Here is a 26,119-nt window from a genome sequence, read left to right on the forward strand (position 1 = left end):
TGTCGCGCTCCCGACGCCCGCCCGGCGTCGTCCCGGCGGCCCGCCCCCCGACGGCCGGAGGCGCGGCCGGTGCGGCGGGCCCACCGTCGGCTACCCGAGCCGCGACCCGCCCGCCGGCTGTGACAGCCGCGACTCGATGGCCTCGATGATGCGCGGGCGGAGTTCGGCCGCGCGGATGACGGCGTCGACGGAGCCGACCTCGACGGCCCGCCGGATGTCGTGGACCCGGTCGAACTCCGTGGCCACCTCCCCGAGCTTCTCCGCGCGCACCGACGAGCGGAGCTCGTCGAGTTCCGCGGTCAGCGCCGCCCGGTCTGCGCCGGTGGCGGCCGCGACGCGGGCCTCCAGGTCCCGCACGCGCGGGTCCGCCGCGGTGCGGGCGCTGACGTCGCCGGAGAACACCACCGCCGCGGCGGGAGCCCCGCCGAGCACCGAGGCGAACGAGCCCTCCAGCGCGAGGACGGTCATGTTCGGGTTCAGCGCCTTCGAGAACACCACGAACGCGCCGCCGTGATAGCGCGAGATCACGCAGAACACGATCGGCCCACGGAAGTTGACGATCGCGCGGCCGATCTCGGCGCCGTACTCCAACTGCAGCTTCCGCATCGACTCCGGCGAGCCGTCGAAGCCCGACAGGTTCGCCAGCACCACCAGCGGGCGGTTGCCGCTGGCCGCGTTGATCGCCCGCGCCGCCTTCTTCGACGAGCGCGGGAACAGGGTGCCCGCGGTGTAGGTGTCCGGGCCGTCGGTGGGCGGGAAGCCGCGCCGCGGCACCGACCGCGACTCGATGCCGAGCAGGCACACCGGCATGCCGCCCAGGTGCACGTCCTGCACCACCGCGGTCTCCGCGTCCGCCATGCCCGCCCAGCGTTCCAGCACCGGGTGGTCCTGGTCGGAGAGCGCCCGCATCACGGTCCGGATGTCGAACGGCTTCTTGCGGTCCGGGTTGGCCTCCGCGGAGAAGATCTCGCCGACGGTGGTGAAGTCGCTACCCGCCACGGCGTGCGGGAAGTCGGAGACGTCCCGGTCGACGGGGTCGGTCGTGGTGGCCCGCCTCGGTGCCTGCTCGCCGGGCGCGACGTACGTGTGCTCGTAGTGCGCCATCAGCACGTCCCGGGCGGCGACCAGGTTCGGCGCCCAGTACTGCGCCTGCCCGTTCGGGCCCATCACCCGGTCGTAGCCGCCGATGCCGAAGTTGTCCTCGGCCGACACGCCGCCGGAGAAGTCAAGCGACTGCTTGCCGGTGAGCACCATGGCCGAATCCGGCGTCATCACCAGGACGCCCCTGGTGTGCATGAGCATCGTCGCCTCGGCGTTCCAGTACGGCTGCGCGCCGACGTTGATGCCGGCGACCACGATGTTGATCTCGCCGCCGTCCTGGGTGAACTCGACGATCCGCTTGAGCGCCGCGGCCACCCAGTCCATGTTCTCCGTGCCCGACTCCATCGAGATCCGGGCGCCGGAGGAGAGCGCGTACCACTCCAGCGGCACCCGCAGCCGCTCGGCCAGGTCCAGCGCGGCGATCACGCGGCGGCACTCCGGCTCCGACAGCGCGCCGAGCGACCTCGTCGGGTCGCCCAGCAGCACGACCCGGGTGACGCCCTGCGGGTGCCGGGCGGTCGCCGTGGTGACCACGCCCGCGACGATCGCCGCGGTGTTGCGGCCCTTGGGCCGGTCGACCGGCACCAGCACGTGCCGCTCGTCCAGGTCGTGCTCGACGAAGTCACCGAGCAGGCCCGTCAGCTCGTAGGGGTAGACCGTGTTGCGGCTGCTCGCCCGCAGCACCTTCTGCCGGTAGTCGTCGAGCGGCTCGACCGGCTCGTCCGACGGCTCGCCGACGGTCAGCTCGGCGCCGCCGGTGGCGTCGAACGAGATGCGCACCGCGATCCTGGCCAGCTCGCCGGTCTCCGGGTCGCGTTCGCGCGCGATGAACAGGATCTCCTCCAGCCCGGCGCCCGCGGTCGTCGGCAGCACCCGCCCGGCGACCATCTCCAGCTCGGCGCGGGTGAACTCGACCGGCGGCCACACGTAGACGACGATCCGGTTGGTGTGGAGGCGTTTCGCCGACGGCCGCCGCGCCTGCGCGCGACGGATCGAGTCGAGGCAGGCGGCGACGGTGTCCTCGGCCGTCGGTAGCGCGACCAGCCTGCCGTCGTGCTCGCGCAGCTCGGTCAGGTCGCGGACCTGCGCGAACGCCACGAGCCGGTCGTCCGACGGGTTCTCCCGCGCCACGCACCGGAACAGGTAGACCTCCTCGTCGGACGACGGCAGCCGGGTGAGGTCGAACTTGCGCAGCCGGTCCAGCTGCATCCGCTGCGCGATGTACGGGTGCAGGCCGCGGACCAGCCGCTCCTCGGCCATCCCGGCGCTCGACGGGCGGAACGTGAAGTGGTGGTGCATCACCGCGCCGCTGCGGCCCGCGACGGTGGCGGTGAGCCGGCGCACCTGGCTCGGCAGCGGGTACGCGCCGACCACCTCCTGCAGCGCCGCCGCCATCGCGTCGGAGCCCTCCGGCTGGTTCTCCCAGGCGAGGTAGATGTCGGCGTCGACGGCGTCCTCGCCGCCCGCCAGTTCGGCGAGCCCGCGCAGCGCGTCGCCCAGCGCGTCGAAGCGCACCGCCGAGGAGACCACGCAGGAGTCCGCGCGCCCGGCGACCACGAAGGTGCAGCCCGCGACCTCGCTGGTGCGGACGCCGGTGAGGCCCTTGTTGCCGTAGTACCGCCGGGTCAGCACCTCCAGCATGGTCGCGTGGTCCAGGCCGTCGCGGACGAGCCGCTGGGCGAGCAGCCGCACCAGCGGCTCGGTGCTGCGCACCATCTCCGCGACGCGCTCGGCGCGGTCCGGCGCGTCCGGGTGCGCGTCGAGGTGGCGCAGGTGCCGGCGTACGTTCGCGTAGACGCGGGCGCGGTTGCGACGCAGCAGCGGCTGGGCCAGCCAGGCGAAGACCACGCCGCGCGCGAGGTCGGCGACCACGGGGAAGCGGACCTGCGTCGCCGCCACCAGCCGCTCCAGCGCCAGGCCGGCGGGCTCGCGCAGCGCCTCGTCCGGCGGCGGCTCCCGCAGCCAGGCGCGCAGCAGGGTCGCGACGACCGTCGCGTCGGCGGCTGCGCGTTGCTGGGCGAGGAAGATGCGGAACACCGCGGCCTCGAGCTCGGGGGACCGCTCCAGGTCGGTCACGCCGTAGTGCGCGAGCGCCTTCGAGAGCTTGGCCTGGAACGTCGCCGGCAGCCCGGCCCGCTCGACGTCGAGGCACTGGAGGTAGGCGTGGAAGTACTCGCGCGCGCTGTGCACGTGGCCGTCCCCGCCGCCGTCCTCGCCCGCGGGCCGGTTGCGGCTCAGTTCGGCGAGGTCGGAGAACAGGTCGACGAGGTCGAACTCCTCGGCCAGCGGCCGGTGGCCGTCCTCGGCGGCCGTCCGGCGGGCGGCGAGGTAGTCGTCGAGCGCCCGGCGGTCGTCGTGCGGGTCGACGTCGAAGCCCAGCAGCAGGCTGCGCAGGTCCTCCTGGCCGCGCGTGATGCGCTCCCGCGCCGGGACCCCGTCGGGCGCGGCGGGCAGGTCCAGCTCGACGGACCCGGCGGCCGTGGCGTCCTCGGCGCCGTCGGCGTCGGCGAGCGGCTCCAGCCGCAGCAGCGGGGCGCCGGCCTCGACCTGGCTGCCCACGGCCACGGCGCACTCCTTCAGCCGCGCCCGGAACGGCGCGCGGAGCACCGTCTCCATCTTCATGGCCTCGACCACCAGCACCGGCGCGCCCGCCTCGACCTCGGCGCCGACCTCCAGCGGCGTGGCGACGACCAGCGCGGGCATCGGTGAGCGGACGACGCCGCCCTCGTCGCGGCTGACCCGGTGCGTCACGCCGTCCACCTCGACCAGGTGGATCGGCCCGTGGGTGCCGGTGAGCAGGCGGTAGCGGGTGCCGTTGACGACGATCTGCCCGCAGTGCCGGTCGAAGCGGTCGAGCTCGACGTCGGCGGTGCGGGCGTCGCCTCCCGCCTCCAGGCCGACCCGGAACCGGTGCGGGCCGACCCGCGCGACGCGCACGCGGTAGCCGACGCCGCGCAGCTTGAGATCCAGCGGCCGGCCACTGGAGTGCTGCACCTGGGGGCGCCCGCCGGCGGCCGTCGACAGCAGCCGCTGCCGCTCCGCGCGCTCCTCCTCCTCGTACGCCTCGATGGCGGCGGCGGCCAGCGCGACGGCCGAGTGCCGGTGCGAGACGAGCCGGCCCTCGCCGCGGACGCGGTCGATCCAGCCGGTGTCGGCGCTGGCGTCGATCACCTCCGGCTGGTCGAGCAGGTCGAGCACGAAGCTCTTGTTCGTCGCGCCGCCCTCGATGACGACCGTGGTCTGCGCCATCGCCCGCCGCAGCCGGCCGAGCGCCTCGTCGCGGTCGCGGCCGTACGCGATGATCTTCGCGATCATCGAGTCGAAGTCGGCGGGGATGGTGTCACCCTCGCTGACGCCGGTGTCCACGCGGATGCCCGGCCCGGCCGGCAGGTCGAGCCGCGCGATGCGGCCGGGGGAGGGCGCGAAGTCGCGGTCGGGGTCCTCGGCGTTGAGCCGGGCCTCGACGGCGTGCCCGCGCTCCACCGGCGGCGCGCCTTCGAGCCGCCCGCCGGCGGCGACGTGCAGCTGCGCCTTGACCAGGTCGAATCCGGTCGTGCACTCGGTGATCGGGTGCTCGACCTGCAGGCGGGTGTTGACCTCGAGGAACGCGAACAGCCTGTCCCCGGGGTGGTAGAGGAACTCCACGGTCGCCGCGCCCCGGTAGTCGACGGCGACGGCCAGCCGCTCGGCCGACGCCTTCAGCTCCGCCGCCTGCGCGGGGCTGAGCACCGGCGACGCCGACTCCTCGATGACCTTCTGGTTGCGGCGCTGCACCGAGCAGTCGCGCACGCCGAGCGCCCAGGCGGTGCCCTGGCCGTCCGCGATCACCTGCACCTCGACGTGCCGCGCGCCGGTGACCAGGCGCTCCAGGAACACGACGCCGCTGCCGAACGCCCGCGCGGCCTCCTGGCTGGTGCGCTCGTAGGCGTCGGCGAGGTCCGCCTCGTTCGTGACCACGCGGATGCCTCGCCCGCCGCCGCCCGCGGTCGCCTTGAGCATCAGCGGGTAGCCGATCTCGGCCGCCGCCGCCAGGGCGGCCTCCAGGGTCTCCACCGCGCCGCGGCTCCACGGCGCGACCGGCACGCCGACCTCCTCGGCGATCAGCTTCGCGCCGATCTTGTCGCCGAGCTTGCGCATGGCCTCCGCGCTCGGGCCGACGAAGGTGACTCCGACCTTGTCGCACAGCTCCGCGAACGCCGGGTCCTCCGCGACGAAGCCCCAGCCGACCCACGCGGCGTCGGCCCCGGTCTCGACCAGCGCGCGCTCCAGCGCCTTCAGGTCGAGGTACGGCCGCGCGGACGCGGGACCGAGATCGTAGGACAGGTCCGCCTCGCGGACGAACGTGGCCGTGCGGTCGACGTCGGTGTGCAGGGCGACGGTCTCGATCCGTGTCCCGGTCTCCGCGGCGAGGTCCCGCACGGCGTGGATGAGCCGCATGGCGGCCTCACCACGATTGACGATGGCGACACGATTGAACACCCGACCGAGCCTTCCTGTGGACCGACGATGCGCCCGCCGCGAAGCGGCGGCCCCGGGGCAGTGTTCCCCATCGCGCCGGCACCTGAGAACCCCTGTTCCGCCCGACCGCGCTCGTCCCTCTTCCGCGCCGCCGTCGGCCGGACGTCGACGGGACGTTCCGGTCCCGCCACCACCTCGGAGGTCCCGGGTGGCCGGTCCGGTCGGACCGGCCACCCGGCGCCGCGTCTTCCGGCGCCGCGTCCGCCTCAGTCGGTCACTGGGAAGTTGGCGCGGAAGGTGTCGTGTGGGTCGTGGCGGTGTTTGATGTCGCGGAGTCGGTTGATCACGTCGGGGGTGAAGGCGTGGGCGACGGTCTCGCTCGGGTTGAGCAGGGTGAACGGCTTGCGGCCGCTGGTGGGCAGCGCGTCGGCGAGGGCGCGTTGCCTGGTGGTGACGGCTTCGGCGCGGGCCGGGTCGGTGGGTATGCCGAACATGTAGAGGGCGTAGGGCTCGGTGAGGGGGCCGTGCGGGCTGTCCGACGCGCGGGCGAGTGCGCCGCCGAGGTGGCGTAGCTGCGCGCTGAGCAGGGGTGCGATGGGGTTTTCGAGCAGTGTCGCCACGGCTTGGTCGTCGAGGGTGGTGAGGAGTTCGGTGTGGGACAGGCCGGCGCTGGGTTCGGTGGGTTCGGCGGTGATGGCGCCGAGTTCGGCGACGGAGATGGGCTTGCGGCTGTCGGACAGTGGTGTGGGCAGGCGGTCCAGCGGGGCGAGGAGTTCGCGGGCCTCGTTCGGGTCGCCGAGGTAGGTGGTGTCGACGGCGACCATCGGTTCGGCGCCGGGGAAGTGCAGGAGGTCGAGCCAGAGGGTCAGTTCGTCGGGTGCGGTGGCGGTGATGGTGCGGTAGGTGTCCATGACGGCGGGGGCGTGGTGGGCGGGCCAGAGGATTCTGCCGCCGTAGACGTGGGGTGCGGGGTGCAGGGCGAGTTCGAGGGCGGTGACGATGGCGAAGCTGCCGCCGCCGCCGCGTAGTGCCCAGTACAGGTCGGGGTCGGTGTCGGTGGTGACGTGTCGTTGGTGGCCGTGGGCGTCGACGACGTCGAGGGCGGTGACGCTGTCGGCGACCCAGCCGTGTGCGCGGGCGAACCAGCTCAGCCCGCCGCCGAGGGCGACGCCGGTGACGCTGACGACGGGTGAGCTGCCGGGCAGGCCGGTCAGGCCGTGGGGTGCGGCGGCGGCCTGGAGTTGGCCGGAGGGTACGCCGGAGCCGACGCGGGCGCGGCGGGTGGCGGGGTCGATCTGGAGGGTGTCCAGGTGCCGGGTGCGGAGCAGGATCGTGCCGGCGGTATGGCCGGTGGCGCCGTGCCCGTTGGGTTGGGTGGTGATGCGAAGTCCGGCGGTGCGGGCGTGGCGCACGAGCGCGACGACGTCGGCGGTGTCGGCCGCCTCGACCACGGCGTCGACCTGCTGGTCGATGGCCAGGTTCCAGGGCCGGCGGACGGCGTCGAAGGTGGGCTCCCCGGGCAGCCACACCCGGCCACGGACGACGGAGCGCAGAGCATGCAGAGCGTTCATGGAGGTTCCTTACTCTCTCGTGGATTCAGGCGGCGACGTGCGCGACGGCGACGTCGGTGTCGGCGGTGGTGCGGCGGTTGGTGGGGGTGAAGCCGAGAGCGACCAGCGCGGTGACGCCGATGCCGGCCGCCGCGACGAGGACGGCCGTGCGGAGCCCCTCCGCCGTGGCGGCGCGCAGGGCGGGGCCGGTCAGCCCGTCGGTGGGCGAGTTGGCGAGGGCGACGAGCACGGCCAGGCCGACCGCGCCGCCGACCTGCTGGGCCGTGGAGGCCACCCCGGAGGCGATGCCCTGCTGGTGGGCGGGCGTGGCGGCGGTGGCCGCGCCGAACATCAGCGTGTAGCCGGCGCCCTGCCCCAGGCCGAGGACGACCAGGCCGGGCAGCAGCGCCAGGTAGGAGCCGTCGAGGGTCAGGCTCGCGCCCAGGATCGCGGTGCCGGCTCCGCCCACCACGAGGCTGGTGATCATGGCGGTACGCGTGCCGCGGCTGTTCGCCAGCCGGCCGGCGAGTTGGGAGCCGGCGACGATGGCCGCCATCGGGACGAGGAACGCCAGCCCGGTGCGCAGCGCGTCGTAGCCGCGGACCGACTGGAAGTAGACGGTCAGGAAGTACAGCAGCGTGCCGAACGTCGCCATGTACAGGAACGTGACCAGCGTCCCGGTCCCCAGGTCACGGCCGCGCAGCAGCCGCAGCGGCAGCAACGGGTCCGCGCTGCGGACCTCCACCGCGACGAACGCGGCCAGCAGGATCGCGCCGGCCACCGCCGCGCCGAGCACGACCGGCGCGGTCCAACCGGACTCCGGGCCCTGCACCAGCGCGAACACCACGAGCGTGGTGCCGGCGGTCGCGGTCAGCGCGCCGGCCAGGTCGAAGCGCCGACCGGTCCGACCGGCGGCGGCACGCGGCACCAGGGGCAGCGCCAGCAGCGCGGCGATGCCGGCGAGCGGCACGTTGACCACGAACACGGAGGTCCAGCCGAACGCGTCGGTCAGCACCCCGCCGAGCAACGAGCCGAGGATCATGCCGCTGCCGCCGGCGGTGCCCCAGACCGCGTACGCCCGGTGCCGCTGCCGCCCCTCGGCGAACCCGGTGGAGACCAGCGTCAGCGTGGCGGGGAACAGCAGCGCGCCGCCGAGTCCCTGCACCGCACGGGCCAGCACCAGCAGCACCGGGGTGGTGGCCAGCCCGCCGGCCAGGGACGACGCCGCGTACAGCGCCAGTCCCAGCACGAAGACCGGGCGCGGCCCGAACAGGTCGACGGCGCGCCCGCCCAGCAGCAGGAACCCGCCGAAGGCGACGGCGTAGGCGCTGACGACCCACTGCAGCGTCTGCGCCGAGAACCCGAGCTGCGCGCCGATCTCGGGCAGCGCGACGTACACGATGTTGTAGTCCAGCGAGATGATGAGCTGGGCGAATGCCAGCAGGGCCAACGCGAGCGCTGGGTGACGGAAGCGGGTGTCCACGATGTCTCCTGACGGCGGCGACCGCCGCCGAGTATCTGGATGTTTGATGTCCAGAATATGGGCCTCGAAAAGCCCTCCGCGCACAACGGGAGGGCCGCATTCTGGACGATACATGTCCAGGATGAGCGGCGCAATGCCGGGCCCGCCGGCGCGCCGCGCCCGAGCGACCAGCGTCCGGTGCGCGGCGGCCGGGTCTACTCTCGAGGGCCGCTCAGCCGGCCGCGCAGACCGTCTCCACCTGCTTGACGGCGGTGTCCAGGGCCGCGGTGCTCGGCTTCGTCCGGGGGTTGGCCGCGTACTTGTCGGCAAGCTCGGTCATCGCGGTCGCGACCTGCTTCGCCGCGTCGTTGACCGCGGCGCTCGAGGTGAACGTGTGCACGTAGAGGCCCGCCGCGCCGGCGGAGTACTGCGCGCTGACGGCGGAGTGACCCGCCGGGGGCCCGATCTTCTCCGCCTCGGCCACCTTCGCCAGGGCGCCCTTGATGTCGCCCTTGATCCGGGTGCACGCGGCCTTCGCGTCGGCGCTCATGGCCGAGCCTCCGTCGGGGCCCGCGCTCGCGGCGGTCGCCGGCGCCGCACCCGTCGTCGCCTGCGCCGGGCCCGACGGGCCGCCGCCCCCGGACGGCGTCGAGCCGCCCGCCGGGTCGTCGCCGCCGCAACCGGCCGTCGCCGCCGCCGCGATCATGGCCGCGCTGATCAACCCGAGCCGAATCGTCCGCACTGTTGCCTCCCCGTCGCCCGCGTGTGCCGGCGGAACCTACCAGACGGCCGAGCGACCGCGGGACGTCGGCCGTCCACAGCCGACACCCCGCCAGCGCCGGACAGGCAGCGAGCGGGCTACTTCGGGATCCGCTCCGCGTCCTGCACGAAGGTCTCGGCCCGCCGGGCGCCGAAACGATCGAGTTCGTCCAGGACGCCGCCCACGGAGCCGCTGTCCACCAGCACGGTGACGTGCAGCCGCTCCCGGAGGGGCTGCTCCTGCCAGTAGCCGCGCGGAAGCACCCTGTGCCCGGGCGTGTCCGTGGCGGCCGTGGCGTCGGCGACCATGATCGAGATGGCGCCGGCGCGGCGCAGGGCGTCCCGTAGCTCGGCGCTGTTCGGCACGCGGGTCGGCTCCAGCAGCGCGCTGACCAGCCTGACCTGCGAGCCGGGCGGGACCGGCCGATCGGGCGGCGCCTCGCCGGCCGCGGACCGGCGTCGCGGGCTACCGGGCGACACCATGCTCGTCACCCCGCCGAGGTGGTAGGCGTCGGCGCCCTGCTGCGCCTGGTCCAGGCGCTCCTGGGTGTCGGCGGGGGCGCGGAGGCCGACCAGGGCCTGCACCGCGGCGGCGATCAGCCAGGTCAGGACGAACGAGAAGGCGACCACGCTGACCACCCCGACGAACTGGTGCCAGAGCAGGCTTCCTCCGCCGCCGAAGAACAGGCCGTCCGCACCGAGCGGATTGGTCCCGCTGTTGCCGAAGAGCCCGAGCAGGAGGGTGCCGAGCATGCCGCCGACGAAGTGCACCGCCAGCACGTCCAACGCGTCGTCGAGGCGCAGCAGGTACTTCAGCCGGAGCGCGAGGTGGCAGACCAGGCCGGCGAGCGCCCCGATCGCGACGGCGGAGAGCGCGTTGACGTAGCCGGCGGTCGGGGTCACCGTCGCGAGACCGGCGACCGCGCCGGAGACGCCGCCCACGACGGTGCTGTGACCGTCCGTGAACCGCTCCAGCGCCAGCCACACCAGCATGGCGGCGGCCGCGGCGAGGTGCGTGTTGATCACGGCCTGGGCGGCCAGCCCGTTGGCCTGGAGCCCGTCGCCGCCGTTGAAGCCGAACCAGCCGAACCACAGGATGCCCGCCCCGACGATGGTCAACGGGATCGAGTTGGGCGGGGCCGCGCTGTGCGGCCAGTCCCGACGCCGGCCGACGACCAGCAACACGGCCAGGACCGCCGCGCCCGCGCTCGCGTGCACCACCAGGCCCCCGGCCCAGTCCTGGGTGCCGAACTTCGCCAGCCAGCCCCCGGGGTGCCAGAGCCAGTGTGCGATCGGCGCGTAGACCACGATGGACCAGATCGCGAGGAACAGCACCCAGCCCGCGAACTTCAGGCGACCCGCGGTGGCGCCCGTGACCAGGGCGGGCGTGATCACCGCGAACATCATCTGGAACGCCACGAACGCCAGCGTCGGGATGGTGACCCGGCCGTCGACCACGTGCAGGTTGGGTGCGGGCGGCACCCTCAGGTCGGACAGCCCGAGCAGCTCCAGGTTGCCGAACAGCCCGGTGCCCGCGTCGTCGCCGAAGGCGATGGTGTACCCGACCAGCACCCAGGTCAGGCTGACCACTCCCAACGCGATCATGTTCTGTTGCAGCATCGCGAGGACGTTGCGGGTGCGGACCATGCCTCCGTAGAAGGCGGCGAGGCCGGGAGTCATGAACAGGACGAGGCCGGCGCACACCAGCACCCAGGCCGTGTCACCGGCGTTGACCGCGCTCTGAGCGGACACGAGCTTCCCCTCTCTTCTCGGGCCGGGTCAGACGGAGCGCCGCACGGCGGAGACGACGGTGTCTTTGACCCGTTCGTGGTTCGGCACGGGCGCGAAGTGCCGGTCGGGCAGCAGCAGCAGCCAGGTGGCGACGTTGAACGGCCCGGTCAGCGCCGGGATGCCCAGCGGGGTGAGCGCGGTTGTCATCGCCATCTGGACGAAGAGCGTCAGGGCGATGCCGAACAGCGTGTAGCCCGTCGCGAACGCCCCCGGACGGTGCGCCACCGCCCCCACCACGATCGCGGTCAGGACCGCGTTGAAACCGAACAGGCCCTTCTCCAGCGACGCCCCGTCGGCGCCGAACCAGAGCGCCAGCAGGGTCGCGCCGACGGTGCCGACGACGGCGAAGAGCGCCGACGACCAGGAGTTGACGAGCAGCGCGGCGACGATGATCAGGCCGCTGACCCAACTGTCGGTCAGGAAGACCTGGGAGATCCCGCGCAGGAAGGCCGGCACGAGGCCCCAGTCGAAGGCGCCCCCGCTCAGCGGCCCCTCGCCGGGGAACCCCGGCGACAGCTGGGTCATGACGGTGAACCGGTCGAACTGGTACGCGGCCATCAGCAGGACCCAGGTGGTGAGCACGAACGGAAAGGTGTAGGCGGTCAGCCCCCAGCGCTTGAAGACGGCGTTGAGCGCGAGCGTGACCACGGTGGTCCCCGCGGCGCCGAGCACCAGGTAGAGCCACATCAGCGGCCGGTCGTCCAGGAACGTCGCGACCGCGATCCCGGTCAGCACCGGGCTGAACCCGAACAGTCCCTTCCGCCAGGAGGCCCGGTCGACCCCGAGCGCCAGGGCGGTCGCGGTGCCCACGACCAACCCGACGAGCGCGCCGCCCAGGACCCGGGGCTGACCGTTCTCGAACGCGCCCCAGCCGACGGCGACCAGGATGAGCAGGCCGGTCAGCGGATTGTTCTGGAGCACGACCTGCGCCGCCCCCCGCAGGCAGGCGTCGAGGAACCCGACCAGTGGGTTGCGGTCACCCAGGTCGTCCCAGCCCCGCGCGATGTCCGCCACGTCGCTCTCCCGTCAGGTCAGCGCCAGCTGAAGGCCGGCGGGAAGGTGCGGCCGGTCACCTCTTCGCGGGCAGCCACGCAGAAGTCGCGTACCGCCGCCCGGACCGGCTCCGTCTCCTGCCCGAGCACCTTGAAGACGAGTCCGGCGTCGTTGGGCAGCCGGCTGACCGCGGTGGCCAGCGGCGTCTCCTCGTCCCAGACCGGCGTGGCGGTCCGCTCGAAGACCCGGGCCGCCCGCTCGGGGGCGGTCAACAGGACGACGTTGCCGAAGACGTGGAAGCGGTCCATCATCCCGATCCGGGCGACGGGGAACCGGCCGGGAGTGACCACGAACTTCTCCACGAACAGACGGCGGCCGTCGGGCCGCTCCGCCCGCACGGTGGAGGAGAAGAGGTCGTAGGCGAAGATCTCGCCGTCGCGGTAGTACTTCCGGCCGGGCTGGAGGACCTCGGCGTAGAGCGCGGTCGCGCTCTCCGGCAGCCGGATCCGGGTGTCGGTGACGAAGCGGCTGCGCCGGAACGGGATCACCGGCTCCGGGAGGAACTCCAGGTAGGCGTCGTCCGCGAGGGTGAAGGTCTGGCTCTGGGTGCCGTAGTTGGCGTCCATCTCCTGGATCTTGGTGGCCGCCTGGGTGACCAGGTGTGCCTGGGCGCCGGGTCCGAGGTCGACGTCCATCCGCAGCCGGTCGCCCTGGAGCACACCCCCGGAGGTGGTGAGGATCATGACGCACGGCAGCTGGGGCATCTCCTCGTCCCAGTACAGCGCCCGCTGGACCAGCAGCGGCGACTGCCGGTAGACGTCGCGGAGGATGGTCCGGTCGCCCCGCCGGGCGAACCCGAGCCGCAGCACGCCGACCTTGCCGTTCGCCCCGGCCGGCAACTGGGCCGGCTGGTCCTGGTACGGCGCCAGCTCGCGGACGGCGTCCAGCGAGGTCATGCCAGCACTTCGGCGTCGAAGAGCGCGTTGCGGCGGATCAGGGCGACCAGCTCGTCGATGCCCGCGCCGGTCTTGCAGTTGGTGAAGACGAACGGCTTGCCGCCCCGCATCAGCTCCGCGTCGCGCGCCATCACGTCGAGGTCGGCCTCGACGTAGGGGGCCAGGTCCGTCTTGTTGATCACCAGGATGTCGGACTTGGAGATGCCGGGGCCGTTCTTGCGCGGGATCTTGTCGCCGGCCGCGACGTCGATGACGTAGATGAAGTAGTCGACGAGGGCGGGGCTGAAGGTCAGCGTGAGGTTGTCGCCCCCGCTCTCGATGAGCACGACGTCGCTGTCGGGGAACCGGGCCTCCATGTCCTCGACGGCCGCCAGGTTCATGCTCGGGTCCTCGCGGACCGCGGTGTGCGGGCACGCGCCGGTCTCCACCCCGACGATGCGCTCCTCGACCAGGACCCCGGTCAACGCGCGCCGGACGTGCTTGGCGTCCTCGGTGGTGACCACGTCGTTCGTGATCACGAGTACGCGGAGGCCCTGCTCCACCAGGCGTGGCACGACGGTCTCGATGATCGCGGTCTTGCCGCTGCCCACCGGGCCGCCCACGCCGATTCGACTCGCTGACTTCATTGCTGATCAATCCTTTCGGTGGGGGAGGGAACGCCTTCCGGGAAGCCCGCGGCTCCCGCTCAGCTCATGAACATCCGTACGTGTGCGTGCTGGTGCGCGCCGGCCAGGACGTCGAGGTGCGGGGCGAAGCCCTGCATGTCGTCGAGGGTCGCGGTCCGCAGCTCCCGGTAGTCGTCGGCGACCTTCTCGTTGACCGCGAAGAGGATCGACTGCGTGTCGAGGTGGTCCACCCGCATCAGCCGGACCGCCGCACCCAGCACCATCGACGCCGCGCCGTACTGGTGCGCCGCGAAGGCTTCCTCCTCGCCGACGCCGAGTTCGGCGAAGAGCACACCGAGCGCCACCGGGTAGGTCACGGGGACACCGTTGCCGGTCTCCCCGGCCCGCTTCCTCAGCAGGGACTCGCCGACGATCCGGTTCGCGGCCTCGGCCAGCTTGCGCCCCATCCGGGTGGTCATGGTGCGCATCTCCTCGTTGACCTTGCGCAGGTGGACGGCCTCGTCCGCCTGCCGGATCCGGTCGAGGTCCCCGGCCACGGCGCCGCGATGCCCGACGAGCACCGCGACGCCGTCGCTCGTGGCGGCGACCCGGGTGACCGTGCGGACGAACTCCTGCAGGGTGGCCCGGTCGTGGACGACCCCGTGCTGGACGGCCGTCTCCAGCCCGTTCGAGAAGGAGAACGCGCCGACCGGGAAGACCGAGTCGCCGAACTGCAACAGCTTCAGTGCCTCGACCACGCTGGGCACGCCGACTCCTCAGTTGAGGTCGGCGGGCAGGTGCGAGTGCGGGGTGGAGTCCGCTCCGCCGAACAGCCGCCGCGACTCGTGCGGGGCCAGATAGGCGATGATCTCGGTCCCCGGGATGAACTCGTGGGTGAGGCCGGTGAACGCGTGGGTCCGCATCACCGAGTCCATGACCTTGCGGTCGACCGTGAGCGGGACGTACATCTTGGTGCCCTTCACCACGGCCGGCCAGTGCTGGTTGCCGATCGCGTGGCCGAGTTCGACGGCCGAGCGGACCACCATCTCGGGAGACTCCCCGTGCAGGGTGTCGAGGTGCACGACCATCACCTCGCCCAGCGCGACCCGGGCCACCACCGCCGTCGCGGTGGCGTCGTCCCACGCGAGGACGTCCCCGTCCCGCAGCCGTACGCCGCGCGCCAGCGACAGCGCCAGTTCGGTGCCGAAGCTGGTCGTCTTGCGCAGCCGGCTCTTCTGGGCGTCCCACTGGTCGAGGACGAGGTCGTCGACCTTGGCCTCCCTCAGCCGCTCGGTCCAACCCGGCTCACTCACGTTGCCGAGCACCGTCTCGACGAGCATGTTCTCTCCTTTCGCGCGGCGTCCGCCGCCGGCCAGGCGGCGGCGGGGCGCGCACTGTCAGCTGAAGAAGTAGAGCTGGCTGAGGGGGAGGTTCCTGGCCGGCGGCACGGTCGCGTGCACGCCGTCGAGCTTGACCGCGAAGGTCTCCGGGTCGACCTCGAGCTTCGGGGTGCGGTCGTTGCGGACCATGTCCCGCTTGGTGAGGTTGCGGCACCGGTAGACCGGCATGACCTGCCGGCGCAGGCCGAGTTGCTCGGCGATGCCGCACTCGTGGGCGGCCTTCGACACGAACGTCACGCAGTTCTTGGCGACCTGGGATCCGGACGCGCCGAACGACTCCCGGTAGTACACGGGCTGCGGCGTGGGCAGCGAGGCGTTCGGGTCGCCCATGATCGACCACGCGATCATCCCGTTCTTGAGCACCATCTTCGGCTTCGCGCCGAAGAAGGCGGGCTCCCAGAGTACGAGGTCGGCCAGCTTGCCCGGCGCCACCGACCCGATGACGTGCGAGACGCCCTGGGTGATGGCCGGGTTGATGGTCATCTTGGCGACGTAGCGCAGCACCCGGAAGTTGTCGTTGCCGTCGGCGTCCTCGGCGAGCTTGCCCCGGACGTTCTTCATCTGGCCGGCGAGCTGGATCGTGCGCAGCCAGGTCTCGCCGATCCGGCCCATCGCCTGCGAGTCGCTCTGCATCATCGAGATGACGCCCTCGTCCAGCAGCACGTCCTCGGCGGCGATGGTCTCGGTGCGGATCCGGCTCTCCACGAAGGCGACGTCGGAGGGGACCTGGGGATTGAAGTTGTGGCAGACCATGATCATGTCGTACAGCTCGGACTGGCTGTTGACGCCGTACGGCACGGTCGGCGTCGTCGAGGCGGGCAGCACGTTCATCAGGCCGGCGAGCTTGATGATGTCGGGCGCGTGCCCGCCGCCCGCGCCCTCGGTGTGGAAGCTGTGGACGGTCCGGCCCTCGAAGGCGGCGATGCTGTCCTCGATGTAGCCGCTCTCGTTGAGGGTGTCGGTGTGCACGCTGACCTGCACGTCGAACTCGTCGGCGATGGCCAGGCAGGCCCGGAGCACCGCGGGCGGCGCACCCCAGTCCTCGTGGATCTTGAAGCTCGGGACGCCGGCCATGATCTGCTCCACCAGCGGCACCCGGCCGCTGCTGTTGCCCTTGCCCAGGATGCCGATGTTGATCGGCACGTCCTCGAAGGCCCGCATCATGTTGTGGATGTTCCACGGCCCGGGGGTGATGGTGACGCCGTTGCTGCTGTCGGTGGGGCCGGTTCCGCCGCCCCACAGGGTGGTCACCCCGTTGCTGAGCGCGGCGAACGCCTGGGCCGGGGTGAGCAGGTGTACGTGGGCGTCGATGCCCCCGGCGGTCAGGATCAGGTGCTCGCCGGAGATGGCGTCGGTGCCCGGACCGGTCACCAGGCCCGGGGTGACCCCGTCCATGATGTCGGGGTTGCCGGCCTTGCCGATTCCGGCGATCCTCCCGTCCTTGATGCCGACGTCCGCCTTGACGACACCGAGCAGCGCGTCGAGCACGGTGACGTTGGTGATCACCAGATCCACCACGCCTTCGGCGCTGGTGGCCTCGCTGCTGCTGCCCATGCCGTCGCGCAGGGTCTTGCCGCCGCCGTACATCACCTCGTCACCGAGGACGCGGAGGTCCTTCTCGATCTCGATGTAGAGGTCGGTGTCTCCCAGCCGGATCTGGTCGCCCGTCGTCGGGCCGTACATTCCGGAATATTCTTGCCGTGAGATCTGACTCATGCGTCTTCCGCTTCAGGTCTGGCGCGCACGCCCCGATAAGGCCAGCTACTGCTTGTTCTTGCTCTGGTCCTGCTGCTGTGCAGTGGACTTGAAGCCGCGTGTCTCGGCGTTGTGGATCGCCTCGGCCCGGTCGGGTCGGTACCCGGGGATGGGGCCTTCCCCGGTCCACCCCTGGACCAGGCCGTTGAACCCGTACACCCGCTGGAGACCGCCGAAGGGGATCAGCTGCACGGTCTTCCGGTCGCCCGGCTCGAACCGGATGGAGGTCGTGGCGGGAATGTTCAGTCGCTTGCCGAAGGCGGCCGGCCGGTCGAATTCGAGGTACCGGTTGACCTCGAAGAAGTGGAAGTGGGAACCCACCTGGATGGGCCGGTCGCCCGTGTTGTGCACGACCACCTCGGTCACCGGACGCCCTGCGTTCAGCTCCAGCGGCTCGTCGCTGAGCTTGTAGCCGCCGATGGGCCGCAGGTGTTTGGAGTTCGGGCCCGGGTGTTGCTTCGCCATTTCTCCCCCGCTCTGTCGGAGATCGGTCTCTCCGGTCGCTGCTCTACTGGATGGGTGAATGCACCGTGATCAGCCGGGACCCGTCGGTGAAGACCGCCTCCACCTGGATCATCGCGATCATGTCCGCCACGCCGGGGACCACGTCGTCCGCGCCGAGGACGTTCCGCGCGTCGTTCATGACCTCTTCGACGGTCTTTCCTTCCCGGGCCCCTTCCAGGGCTGCCGCGGAAATGACCGCCACGGCCTCGGGATGGTTGAGCTTCAGCCCTCTCGCCTTTCGGGCGTTGGCCACCATCGCCAACGAATGAATCGTCAGCTTGTCGAATTCCTTCGGTGTGAGATGCACTCTTCTGATCCTTCACGGCTGTCGCTGATTCGAGTCGCCGCCGGTGGGGGCGGGTGCTGGCTCCGGAGGCCGCGGGAGCAGGGGGCGCCCTGTGCCGGCCGGTCCGCCTCGCGTCGCGGCAACCTCCGGTGCCGCTGCTGACCCTGGACGATCCCCTGTACCTTAAGACCGAACTTGAGGTGGAACAGACGGTTTGCTCAGGATTGCCGAATTTCCGCTCCGGGCCCGCCGTGCCCGTCACGGGGTTCGCCCGGCCCGCTCGCCGTGCCCGCTCCGGGCCCGTCGTGCCCGCTCCGCGCTCGCCGTGCCCGCTCCGCGCTCGCCGTGCCCGCTCCGCGCTCGCCGTGCCCGTCCCGCCCGGAGCGGCCTCGCGCTCCCCGGGTGGTGGGCGGGCGTTTCCGTCGCCTCCGCGCGGGTACCCGCCGGATCCGCGACACCGACGGGGGAGAGATGACACACCAGGCGTGGGGAGGGCGGGCCCGCGCCGCGCACGCGCTCCCGCCGCTCGAACCGGGCGCCCAAGGCCACGCCGGCGGGCGCCGGGACCCGGGCGGGCTCCGCTGAGCCGCCCGTCGCCGCCGGCCGGCCGGGACGACATGGCGGAGTCGTACCGGGAGTTCCGCCATCCGATCGTGGTCCTGGTGCTCACCATCGCCACCGCCGGCGTCCTGGACTCCTTCGCCTTCCTCCGCTACGGCGCCTTCGTGGCCAACCAGTCCGGCAACGCGGTGTTCCTCGGGATCGGGCCCGCCGGGGAGCATCCGCGGTGGCCGGCCTCGGCGGCCTCGCTCGTCGCGTTCGCCGCCGGCGCCGGCATCGTCAGCCGGCTGCGCGAGGTGACCCGGCGATGGTCGCCGCCGGTGGTCAACGTCGTGGCCGTCGAGCTCGCCATGTCGCTCTGGGTGGTGCTCAACGTCCTGCTCGCGTACGGCCGGCACGGCGCGGGGTCGCGTGTCGTGCTCGCCGCCACCGGCGCGTTCGCCATGGGAAGCCTGACGACGCTGCTCAGCCGCACCGCCGGGATCGCCACCACCATCACCTACCAGTCGGGGACGACGGCGAAGACCGGGGAGCACGCCGTCCGTTGGCTCGTCGACCGGGGCGCCGGCCGGGCCCGGGCGCGGCTCGGCACCCTGCTGGGACTCCTCGGCATCTCCAGCTACGCCGCCGGCGGCGCCATCGGTACCCTCGCCCAACGCCAACCCCGGTGGGTGCCGCTCTGGGGCGCGCTGGCCCTGGCCGTGCTGATCTTCCTGATTCGCCGCGACGACGACCGGTCGTGACCGGCGGGGCCGTCAGGAAGCCGGGCGGTCCATCGTGATCACGACCTTGCCGTGCGCGTGGCGTGCCTTCTGCAAGACGAGCGCCTCGTGATAGCGGTCGAGGGGGTACGTGGCGGCGACGGGGACCCGTAGCTCGCCCGACTCGACCAGTGCGGCGAGGCGTTCGAGGGCGTCCGGGCGCGCGTCGGAGCCGTTGACGCCACGGGCCCCGCCGGGTGGGTCCTCGGCCTCGATGGTGGCGATCCGGTGCGCAGGCACGCCGAGGTCGAGCGCGGCCAGGGCGGTCTCGGTGCCGAACAGGTCGGCGGCCGCGGTGACGCCCTCGGGCGCGAGTTCGCGGACGCGGTCGGCGAGCCCGGGACCGTAGGCGACGGGGTCCGCCCCGAGGCCGCGCAGGAAGTCGAAGGTCGACGGCGACGCCGTGCCGATCACGCGCGCCCCGGCGCGGCGGGCGAGTTGAACGGCGAAGACCCCGACCCCGCCGGCCGCCGCGCCGACGAGCACGGTGTCCCCGGGGCCCGGCCGCAGGGCGTCGACCACGGCCGAGGCCGTTCGCCCGGCGATGTCGAGGGTGGCCGCGGTGACGTCGTCGAGGCCGGGCGGGGTACGCCGGATCCGGTCCCGGCGCGCGTCGACGACGGCGTGCTCGGCGACGGCCCGGGCCCGTGCGCCCCCGAAGACGCGGTCGCCCACCCGGAAGTCGGTCACGTCGGGCCCGACCTCCTCGACGACGCCGGCGAAGTCGTTGCCGTAGCCGGCAGGCAGTTCGACGCCGAACATCCGCGCGAGTGAGGGCGACTCCGTGATCTGCCAGTCGACCGGGTTGAGCCCCGCCGCGGCGATCCGTACCCGCAGCTGCGACGGCCCCAGCGGGGCGGGCGGCTCGTCGACGAGCCGTACGGCGTCGATCCCGTCGAAGGACTCGTGCATCAGGCGCCTGCTCATGTGGCAGCAGGATACGGGGCCACGCGGGACGTCCGGATCATCGGGGGCGCGGCGGGGAGCGGGCCCGCCGCCCTTCCGCGTGGTGGAGTTTCCTGCCACTATCCATCGAGGCATGGAAGACTTTCTTCCTAAAGGCGGGTCGGTCATGCCTTGCGCAGGGGCCGGTGGCGGCCGTTCCGCCCGCCGCCGTGACCCTCGTGCGGCCCACGCCGCCGGCGTGGCGCGCGTTCGTCGTCGGGGGAGGAAAAATGCTGACCAGAAGGACCCTGTTGACCGGTGCGGCCGCTGCCGCGCTCGGAACCGCGGTCGCCGGGCAGGCGGCCCAGGCGGCCCTTCCCGTGGTGGACATGGAGGCGCTCATCAAGGCCGCCCAGATCGACCCGCGCCGCGCCGACACGGCGATCACCACCGGCAGCAAGGACAGCGTGCTCCTCGTGGAACGCGCGCTGCAGGCGCGGGGCCTGCTGTCGACGACGTACGTCGACGGCCACTTCGGCACCAGCACCGTCGCGGCCTACGCCGCCTACCAGCGCTCGCTGGGATACTCGGGACTCGACGCCACCGGCCTGCCCGGGCAGACGTCGCTGCGGCTGCTGGGCGAGGGGCGCTTCACGGTGTCCCGGGTGCTGTCGCCGGGCACCGTCGTCGCGTTCCGGGGCGTGCAGGTGAACACCCGCACCAGGGCCATGCTGCTGGAGGCCGAGCGGCTGCTCGGCGGCCAACTCGCCATCACCCAGGGGTCGTACAACGTCAGCAACCCGGCCTCCGCCGGCACCCACGACGGGGGCGGCGCCCTGGACCTCTCCGTCAGCGGCATGTCCACCACCTACCGGACCACCGTCGTGCGGCAGTTGCGTCGGGTCGGCTTCGCGGCGTGGCTGCGCACGCCGGAGCAGGGGAACTGGCCGTACCACATCCACGCCATCGCCCTGGCCGACACGGACCAGGCCGTGAACGCGCAGCACCAGGCCGGCGACTACTACCTCGGCCTCAACGGGCTGGCCAACCGGGGCGCCGACGACGGTCCGGCCGTCACGCCCAAGGTGACCTGGGAGGAATACCAGCGGACGGCCTGACCCGCGCCGACCGGGTGGTCGGGCGTCAGGTGGTCGGGTGGCGTCGCTCGTGGTGCGCCGGCGGCGAGTCCGTTCCCCCGCCGTGGGGATCGCCGTCCGCCGCCGCCTCCTCCTCCTTCGCCACGGGCGGCGGCTGGTGCGCGCGCCGGGACAGCGTGATGCGGCCGCGGTAACCCGGGCCGGGCACGATGACCGCCCGGTTGGTCGGCGGGGTGCCGACCACGCTGCTCTCCGCCGCCGGGATCGCGGGGGCGAAGTCCGGCCCGCCCAGGTCTCCGGCGTCTCCCGCGTCACCGTCTCCCATGGTCACCCCTCCCTCGTCGCCCGGCGGGACCGGCGAGCCCTGCCGACACCGGGCTACCTTCTAGTAGGCAGCATATCTTGTCGTCCACTATATTGGGTGGATGACTGCCCGGGCGATGACCGAACCAGCCTTCTTCATCCTCACCGCGCTGCTCGACGCCCCACGCCACGGCTACGGGATCGTGGCGGACGTGGCGGAGCTGTCGCGCGGCCGCGTCCAGCTCAAGATCGGCTCCCTCTACGGGGCCCTGGACCGGCTGGTCGGCGACGGGCTGGTCGAGCTGGACCGCGAGGAGGCGTGGCAGGGCCGGCTGCGCCGGTACTACCGGCTGACCGAGCGGGGCCGCGACGCCCTCGACGCGGAGGCGCAACGGATGGCCGCCAACGCCCGCCTCGCCACCACCCGGCTGCGGGCCCACCGGAGCCCGGCCCCCGGGGCGTCGTCGTGAGCCGGCTGGAGGAGCGCTACCGTCTCGTGCTGCGGCTGCTGCCCGCCGCCTACCGTCGGCAGTGGGAGGAGGACATGGTCGCCGCCTTCCTCGACAGCATGGACACCGGCGACCCGGAGACCACGGACTACCTGGCGGACTTCGGCCGGCCGAGCCTGTCGGAGGTGGCCAGCGTCCTGTCGCTCGCCGTCCGGTTGCGACTCGGCGGGGCCGGCGCGCCACCCCGCTCGCACGCCTGGGGGCAGGCCGTGCGACTGGCGACGCTGATGGCGATGCTGGCCCAGGCCGTCACCGTCACCGCGAGCGTCGCCGTCGCGCTGTGGCTCTCCGGAAACATCGAATGGCTGCCGGCTCCCGCGCCGGACCTGGCACTCACCCCGCCCCGGGACGCCTGGCGCACCGCGTGGGACCTCGCCGGCTACGCGTGGTTGCCGGCCTACGTCGCGCTCGTCCTCGGGCACCGGCGGGTGGCCCGGGCGGTCGCCCTGCTGGCCGTCCTGCCGCCCGCCGTCACCACCGCCGTCGAGCAGGCCACCGGCGCGGCGCCGCTGACCGCGTTGCCCTGGGCGATGCGGCTCTTCGACGTCCTCCTGCTGCTCGGCATGGCGGCCTTCCACCACGACGCCCCACCGGTGCCGCGCCGCCCCTGGCTCCTCGCGCTGCCGATCGGCATCCTCCTCGTCCCCGTACCGCTCTTCGTCGCCCAGGCGGCCACGCCGGCGCTGACGCTGCTGGACTGGCCGGGCCTGGCCTGCGTGGTGCTCACCGCCGCCATGGCTGTCCACCTGGCGCTCGGCCGCCGGTCCCGTACGCTGCCGTGGTCGCTGGCGTTCACCCTGCTCGCCGCGGCCACGCTCGCCCTGCGAGCCGTCACCCTGCCCGACCACGGCGCCCAGGCGCAGGGCGGCATCCTCACCGCGATCGCCGCCGTGCAGGCCGTCGCCGTCCTCGCGGTGGGCGCGCCGGTCGCCGTGCCGGCCGTTCGGGCACTGCGCCGGCTACCACCGGTCCCCGCCGTCGCCCCGGTCCCCGAGCCGGGGGATCCGACCCTCGGCGTCTCCTGAGACGGCGGCGCGAACCGCGGTCCGCCCGGCGTCGAGGCGCGTCCACCGGCCGAGCAGTCGACGCCCCCGCCGGCGACACCGCCGCGCAGCTACTCAGCGCGACGCGGTGGGCCGCCGCCGTCGGCGGGTCACCTGCCGGGCACCGGTCTCGCGCGCCGACGGCTCCGGACGTTCGACGCGGATGGGGTCGCCGCGTACGAGCTCGTCGTGGACGCGCCACCGGGCGGTGACGGCGGCGCTGCGTGCCGCCTCGTCGCGCTGCTCGACGCGCTGCCGCAGCAGCTGGACGGCGATGCGACGGTTGAGGCTGAACTGCCGCTCGGTGTCGACGACGACCACGAGGCCCGAGGGGCGGTGGGTCGCCCGCACCGCCGTGCTGGCCTTGTTCCGGTGCTGGCCACCCGGGCCGCCGGTGCGGCAGGCGACGACGTCGACGTCCGCCTCCGCGAACGTCGTCTCCGGGCTGTCGAGCCGGCACGGCCGGGCGGTGACGTACCAGTTCTTCCGGCCGGCGCCCGCCCGGTAGGGGCTGGGAGCCCGCCAGCACAGGGTGCCGGTCCACGAGGCGGCGAACGCCTCGGCCGCGGGGCCGACGACCTGGACCACCGCCGACCGGTAGGTGCCGGGCCGGTCACCGGGCACGGTCTCGACCCGGCGGGCCGTCAGATCCCGCCGGGCGGCGTCCGCCTCCAGCCGGCGCAGCAGGTGGGCCAGCGCCCAGGCGCACTCCTGCGGGCCGCGCCCGGCGGACACGAGCAGGTGGACGCTCACGGCCGGCCCCGCCCGCGCCGGCCGTCGCGACGCGCGTCGCGGGACGCGGAACCGGCGTCGGCGGTCTTGTAGGTGACCAGGGGCACCGTCGTGGCGACGGGTGTGGCCAGGCCGTGGTGGACCAGGTCGCCGATCACCTGCTCGATGCGCTTGTAGGCAGCGGGCGCCTCCTCGAAGAGCAGTTGGCGGTCGCCGCAGACCACCAGGGACCCCAGCGGCGTACGGCGCAGCTCCTCGACGGTGTGCTTGGCGCGGCCCCGGCGCAGGGCGTCGGCGCGGGACATCTTGCGCCCGGCGCCATGCGCCACGGAGTGGTTGGCGTCCGGGCCGGCGTGGGCGGCGACCAGGTAGGACGGGGTGCCCCGGGTACCGGCGACGAGCACGTCGCGGCCGTCGCCCGGCGCCGCCCCCTTGCGGTGCAGGTAGACCCCGTCGCGGACCTCGACCAGGTTGTGGCACTGGTCGACGATCGGCGCGGTGGGCTCGGCCCCCAGCGCGTGGGCGACCCGGGCGGCCAGCAGCCGCCGGTTGAGCGAGCCCCAGCGTACGGCTGCGTCGTGCTGCGCCAGGTAGGCGGTGGCGTCGGGCGCGGGGCCCGCACCGTGGGCCTCGGTGTGCGCCCGCAGGATCCGCTCGCCCAGACCTCGCGAGCCGCTGTGTACGACGAGCACCAGGTCGCCGGCGTCGAGTCCGAGGCGGCTCGCGTGGCCGGGATCGAGGACCGTTCCGACGCGTGACAGCTCGACGAAGTGGTTGCCCCGACCCACCGTCCCGAGCCCCTCGACGTGACCGGCGGGCACCTCGCCGTCCAGCGCCGCCCAGGACGGGTCGTCCGCGTCGCGCTCGGGATCCAGCGCGCGGTCCAGGTCGGGGAAGCGGGCGGCGATCCTCTCGGGTACGACGCGCTTGAGCCGGACGGGGAACACGGCGATGCCGCACCCGATGTCGGAACCCACCAGGAACGGGTACAACACCGTCGACGCCATGGCGGCGCCGATCGGGGCGCCCTTGCCGGGGTGCAGGTCCGGCATGGCGGCGACATGGATCATGCCGTCGAGGGCGGCGACCCGCTGGCACTGCGCGAGGGCGTCGGACTCGATCCAACTGGTGGGGGAGGCGAAGACGGAGACGGTGGCCGGGGCGGACGGGGGCAGGGACTCCCGCCGGAGGTGATGCGGAGACAAGGACGCTCGCTTCTCGGATGAGGGATGGGCGGACGGCCCGGCGGCACGGTCGGGCGCCGGGGCCTGGGAGCAACGAGGGCTGTCCGTCAGAACGTCATGGGCACCACCCTCGCGGATCCCGCACCCGCGCGGCAAGCGGGTTTCGGCCGGGCCGGCGCGGGAATCGCCGAACCCGCCCGTGGGCGCGGGCGCCGCGGGCGAGCATGGGGGACATGGGTCTGCGGGCGGGCGACGGGCGACGTCAGGACCTGTTGCAGCGCCGGGAGGCCGTGCGACAGGCCAACTTCCTGGAGTTGTTCGTCGACCTGGTCCTGGTGTTCTCCCTCTCCGGCGTGGTCAGCCGGGTCGTCCGCGACGTCACCGGCCCCGATCCGCTCGTCCGCTGGCGGTCCCTGGCCTACCTGCTCGTGCTCGCGATGCCGCTGATCTGGTTGTGGATCACCACGGCGCACATCACGAGCTGGTTCGACCCCCGCCGTCGCAGGATCCAGTGGCTGGTGCTGGCCAGCGCCTTCGGCCTGCTGGTGATGTCGTCGTCGCTGCCCGGGGCCTTCAACGCCCGGGGGTGGGCGTTCGTCGTCCCGTACGTGCTGTTGCACTGCCTCCGCCCGCTCGCCCTCATGCCCGCCCTGCGCGGGCACGCCCTGCGCGGCCTCTATCTCCGCTCGGTGCTGTGGTGCTCCGCCGGCGCGGTGATCTGGGTCGCCGGCGCTGGTGAGCGGCGACGCCCGAGCGACGCTGTGGGGGGTGGCGGTCACCGTGGACGTCGTCGCCGCGCAACTGCGCTGGCCGGTGCCGGGCATGAGCCGCCCCGCCATCAGCGCGTGGGCCATGGACAGCGGGCACCACCTGCCCGAGCGCTACCAGCAACTGCTGATGATCGCGCTCGGGGAGACGGTGCTGGCCGTCGGTGTCACCTTCACCGGCCACGCGGTCACCGTGGCGACGTCGGCGGCGCTGGTCGTGGCGTACCTGTCGACCGTGCTGCTGTGGCGGATCTACTTCTACCGCTCCGGCCAGGTGCTCGCGGAGGCGGTCGCCACCTCGGGGGACCGGCTGGCCGCCGGCCGTCACACCGGCATCGCCCACGTGGTGATGGTGGTCGGCATCGTCACCACCGCGGTCGGCTTCGAGATCGTGCTGGAGCACCCGGGAGCGCGGCCCGTGCCCGTCTGGCTCTTCGTGATCCTCGGCGGGCCGGCGCTGTTCCTCTACGGCCGCATCCGCCTGGAGCGCGTCGTGTTCGACCGGCTGTCGACGCGCCGCGTCGTCGCCATCGCCGCCCTGGCGGTGGCGGCGGTGCCCCTCGCGTACGCCACGTCGTTCGCCGCGTGCGTGACGGCGGCGGTCGTGCTGCTCGGCGTGGCCCTGGCCGACGCCCGCCACGCCGCCGGCCGCCCGCC

The 26,119-nt window shown here is 73.2% G+C and carries 21 protein-coding genes and 1 pseudogene; 5 read left to right on the plus strand and 17 right to left on the minus strand.

Features of this window, described 5'->3' with window-relative positions; translation table 11 throughout:
• Nucleotides 1-90: 90 nt before the first annotated feature.
• The 13 genes from ACWENR_RS18205 to ACWENR_RS18265 form a co-directional block, all read right to left on the minus strand.
• Complete coding sequence (locus ACWENR_RS18205; protein WP_452278155.1) at nucleotides 91-5,580, minus strand: ATP-binding protein; 5,490 nt, start codon at nucleotides 5,578-5,580, stop codon at nucleotides 91-93.
• Nucleotides 5,581-5,825: 245 nt separating this feature from the next.
• Nucleotides 5,826-7,130, minus strand: a complete 1,305-nt coding sequence (locus tag ACWENR_RS18210) for an FAD-binding oxidoreductase (protein WP_452278156.1) — start codon at nucleotides 7,128-7,130, stop codon at nucleotides 5,826-5,828.
• Nucleotides 7,131-7,155: 25 nt separating this feature from the next.
• A complete protein-coding gene (locus tag ACWENR_RS18215) occupies nucleotides 7,156-8,592 on the minus strand; it encodes an MFS transporter (protein WP_452278157.1) in 1,437 nt (478 codons plus the stop codon).
• Between the two features lie 211 nt (nucleotides 8,593-8,803).
• The gene (locus tag ACWENR_RS18220; protein WP_452278158.1) at nucleotides 8,804-9,121 is read right to left on the minus strand and encodes a hypothetical protein; all 318 of its coding nucleotides are present in this window, start codon (nucleotides 9,119-9,121) and stop codon (nucleotides 8,804-8,806) included.
• 308 nt (nucleotides 9,122-9,429) lie between these two features.
• Complete coding sequence (gene amt, locus ACWENR_RS18225; protein ID WP_452278159.1) at nucleotides 9,430-11,082, minus strand: ammonium transporter; 1,653 nt, start codon at nucleotides 11,080-11,082, stop codon at nucleotides 9,430-9,432.
• Between the two features lie 27 nt (nucleotides 11,083-11,109).
• Nucleotides 11,110-12,135 (minus strand): urea transporter, encoded by a 1,026-nt coding sequence (locus ACWENR_RS18230; RefSeq protein WP_452278160.1) that lies wholly within the window; start codon nucleotides 12,133-12,135, stop codon nucleotides 11,110-11,112.
• A 17-nt stretch (nucleotides 12,136-12,152) separates the two neighbouring features.
• On the minus strand, nucleotides 12,153-13,070 hold the full coding sequence (locus tag ACWENR_RS18235; protein WP_452278161.1) for an urease accessory protein UreD: 918 nt from the start codon (nucleotides 13,068-13,070) through the stop codon (nucleotides 12,153-12,155).
• Nucleotides 13,067-13,696 (minus strand): urease accessory protein UreG, encoded by a 630-nt coding sequence (gene ureG, locus ACWENR_RS18240; RefSeq protein ID WP_452278162.1) that lies wholly within the window; start codon nucleotides 13,694-13,696, stop codon nucleotides 13,067-13,069. The genes ACWENR_RS18235 and ureG overlap by 4 nt, the downstream gene beginning before the upstream one ends.
• A gap of 59 nt (nucleotides 13,697-13,755) precedes the next feature.
• Nucleotides 13,756-14,442 carry an urease accessory protein UreF gene (locus ACWENR_RS18245; RefSeq protein WP_452278163.1) on the minus strand — a complete coding sequence of 229 codons (687 nt, stop codon included), beginning with the start codon at nucleotides 14,440-14,442 and terminating at the stop codon, nucleotides 13,756-13,758.
• A 9-nt stretch (nucleotides 14,443-14,451) separates the two neighbouring features.
• Nucleotides 14,452-15,015, minus strand: a complete 564-nt coding sequence (ureE, locus tag ACWENR_RS18250) for an urease accessory protein UreE (protein ID WP_452278164.1) — start codon at nucleotides 15,013-15,015, stop codon at nucleotides 14,452-14,454.
• Between the two features lie 57 nt (nucleotides 15,016-15,072).
• Nucleotides 15,073-16,791: an urease subunit alpha gene (locus ACWENR_RS18255; RefSeq protein WP_452278165.1), complete on the minus strand. Its 1,719-nt coding sequence runs from the start codon at nucleotides 16,789-16,791 to the stop codon at nucleotides 15,073-15,075.
• Between the two features lie 45 nt (nucleotides 16,792-16,836).
• Nucleotides 16,837-17,295, minus strand: coding sequence for an urease subunit beta (locus ACWENR_RS18260; protein ID WP_452278166.1), 459 nt, complete (start codon nucleotides 17,293-17,295; stop codon nucleotides 16,837-16,839).
• Between the two features lie 43 nt (nucleotides 17,296-17,338).
• Nucleotides 17,339-17,641: an urease subunit gamma gene (locus ACWENR_RS18265; protein WP_452278167.1), complete on the minus strand. Its 303-nt coding sequence runs from the start codon at nucleotides 17,639-17,641 to the stop codon at nucleotides 17,339-17,341.
• 596 nt (nucleotides 17,642-18,237) lie between these two features.
• Between ACWENR_RS18265 and ACWENR_RS18270 the strand changes: the two genes are divergently transcribed.
• On the plus strand, nucleotides 18,238-18,924 hold the full coding sequence (locus ACWENR_RS18270) for a YoaK family protein (protein ID WP_452278168.1): 687 nt from the start codon (nucleotides 18,238-18,240) through the stop codon (nucleotides 18,922-18,924).
• 12 nt (nucleotides 18,925-18,936) lie between these two features.
• Here ACWENR_RS18270 and ACWENR_RS18275 read toward each other — a convergent pair whose 3' ends face one another.
• On the minus strand, nucleotides 18,937-19,869 hold the full coding sequence (locus ACWENR_RS18275) for an NADP-dependent oxidoreductase (protein ID WP_452278169.1): 933 nt from the start codon (nucleotides 19,867-19,869) through the stop codon (nucleotides 18,937-18,939).
• Nucleotides 19,870-20,117: 248 nt separating this feature from the next.
• Here ACWENR_RS18275 and ACWENR_RS18280 point away from each other — a divergent pair, with 248 nt between their 5' ends.
• The gene (locus ACWENR_RS18280) at nucleotides 20,118-20,945 is read left to right on the plus strand and encodes a peptidoglycan-binding domain-containing protein (RefSeq protein WP_452278170.1); all 828 of its coding nucleotides are present in this window, start codon (nucleotides 20,118-20,120) and stop codon (nucleotides 20,943-20,945) included.
• A gap of 25 nt (nucleotides 20,946-20,970) precedes the next feature.
• Here the strand turns inward: ACWENR_RS18280 and ACWENR_RS18285 are convergent, their stop codons facing one another.
• Nucleotides 20,971-21,249 carry a hypothetical protein gene (locus ACWENR_RS18285; protein WP_452278171.1) on the minus strand — a complete coding sequence of 93 codons (279 nt, stop codon included), beginning with the start codon at nucleotides 21,247-21,249 and terminating at the stop codon, nucleotides 20,971-20,973.
• Nucleotides 21,250-21,349: 100 nt separating this feature from the next.
• On the opposite strand from ACWENR_RS18285, the gene ACWENR_RS18290 reads away from it, so the two are divergent.
• Nucleotides 21,350-21,697 (plus strand): PadR family transcriptional regulator, encoded by a 348-nt coding sequence (locus tag ACWENR_RS18290; RefSeq protein WP_452278172.1) that lies wholly within the window; start codon nucleotides 21,350-21,352, stop codon nucleotides 21,695-21,697.
• The gene (locus tag ACWENR_RS18295) at nucleotides 21,694-22,761 is read left to right on the plus strand and encodes a hypothetical protein (protein WP_452278173.1); all 1,068 of its coding nucleotides are present in this window, start codon (nucleotides 21,694-21,696) and stop codon (nucleotides 22,759-22,761) included. Before ACWENR_RS18290 ends, ACWENR_RS18295 begins: the two co-directional genes overlap by 4 nt.
• 93 nt (nucleotides 22,762-22,854) lie before the next feature.
• On the opposite strand, the gene prfH is transcribed toward ACWENR_RS18295, so the two are convergent.
• A complete protein-coding gene (prfH, locus tag ACWENR_RS18300; RefSeq protein WP_452278174.1) occupies nucleotides 22,855-23,532 on the minus strand; it encodes a peptide chain release factor H in 678 nt (225 codons plus the stop codon).
• Entirely contained in the window at nucleotides 23,529-24,716 is a 1,188-nt protein-coding gene (locus tag ACWENR_RS18305) for an RNA ligase RtcB family protein (protein ID WP_452278175.1), read from the minus strand. The genes prfH and ACWENR_RS18305 overlap by 4 nt, the downstream gene beginning before the upstream one ends.
• A 212-nt stretch (nucleotides 24,717-24,928) precedes the next feature.
• Here ACWENR_RS18305 and ACWENR_RS18310 point away from each other — a divergent pair.
• Nucleotides 24,929-26,119: pseudogene (locus tag ACWENR_RS18310) on the plus strand (low temperature requirement protein A); the annotation flags it as partial.

The sequence above is a fragment of the Micromonospora sp. NPDC004336 genome (assembly GCF_053602615.1).

Excerpts from the sequence above, each read along its gene's own strand:
- ACWENR_RS18210 (WP_452278156.1), bottom strand. The coding sequence starts at position 7,130 with ATGAACGCTCTGCATGCTCTGCGCTCCGTCGTCCGTGGCCGGGTGTGG.
- ACWENR_RS18220 (WP_452278158.1), bottom strand. The coding sequence starts at position 9,121 with ATGAGCGCCGACGCGAAGGCCGCGTGCACCCGGATCAAGGGCGACATC.
- ACWENR_RS18235 (WP_452278161.1), bottom strand. The coding sequence starts at position 13,070 with ATGACCTCGCTGGACGCCGTCCGCGAGCTGGCGCCGTACCAGGACCAG.
- ureG (WP_452278162.1), bottom strand. The coding sequence starts at position 13,696 with ATGAAGTCAGCGAGTCGAATCGGCGTGGGCGGCCCGGTGGGCAGCGGC.
- ureE (WP_452278164.1), bottom strand. The coding sequence starts at position 15,015 with ATGCTCGTCGAGACGGTGCTCGGCAACGTGAGTGAGCCGGGTTGGACC.
- ACWENR_RS18255 (WP_452278165.1), bottom strand. The coding sequence starts at position 16,791 with ATGAGTCAGATCTCACGGCAAGAATATTCCGGAATGTACGGCCCGACG.
- ACWENR_RS18260 (WP_452278166.1), bottom strand. The coding sequence starts at position 17,295 with ATGGCGAAGCAACACCCGGGCCCGAACTCCAAACACCTGCGGCCCATC.
- ACWENR_RS18270 (WP_452278168.1), top strand. The coding sequence starts at position 18,238 with ATGGCGGAGTCGTACCGGGAGTTCCGCCATCCGATCGTGGTCCTGGTG.
- ACWENR_RS18275 (WP_452278169.1), bottom strand. The coding sequence starts at position 19,869 with ATGAGCAGGCGCCTGATGCACGAGTCCTTCGACGGGATCGACGCCGTA.
- ACWENR_RS18280 (WP_452278170.1), top strand. The coding sequence starts at position 20,118 with ATGCTGACCAGAAGGACCCTGTTGACCGGTGCGGCCGCTGCCGCGCTC.
- ACWENR_RS18285 (WP_452278171.1), bottom strand. The coding sequence starts at position 21,249 with ATGGGAGACGGTGACGCGGGAGACGCCGGAGACCTGGGCGGGCCGGAC.
- ACWENR_RS18290 (WP_452278172.1), top strand. The coding sequence starts at position 21,350 with ATGACTGCCCGGGCGATGACCGAACCAGCCTTCTTCATCCTCACCGCG.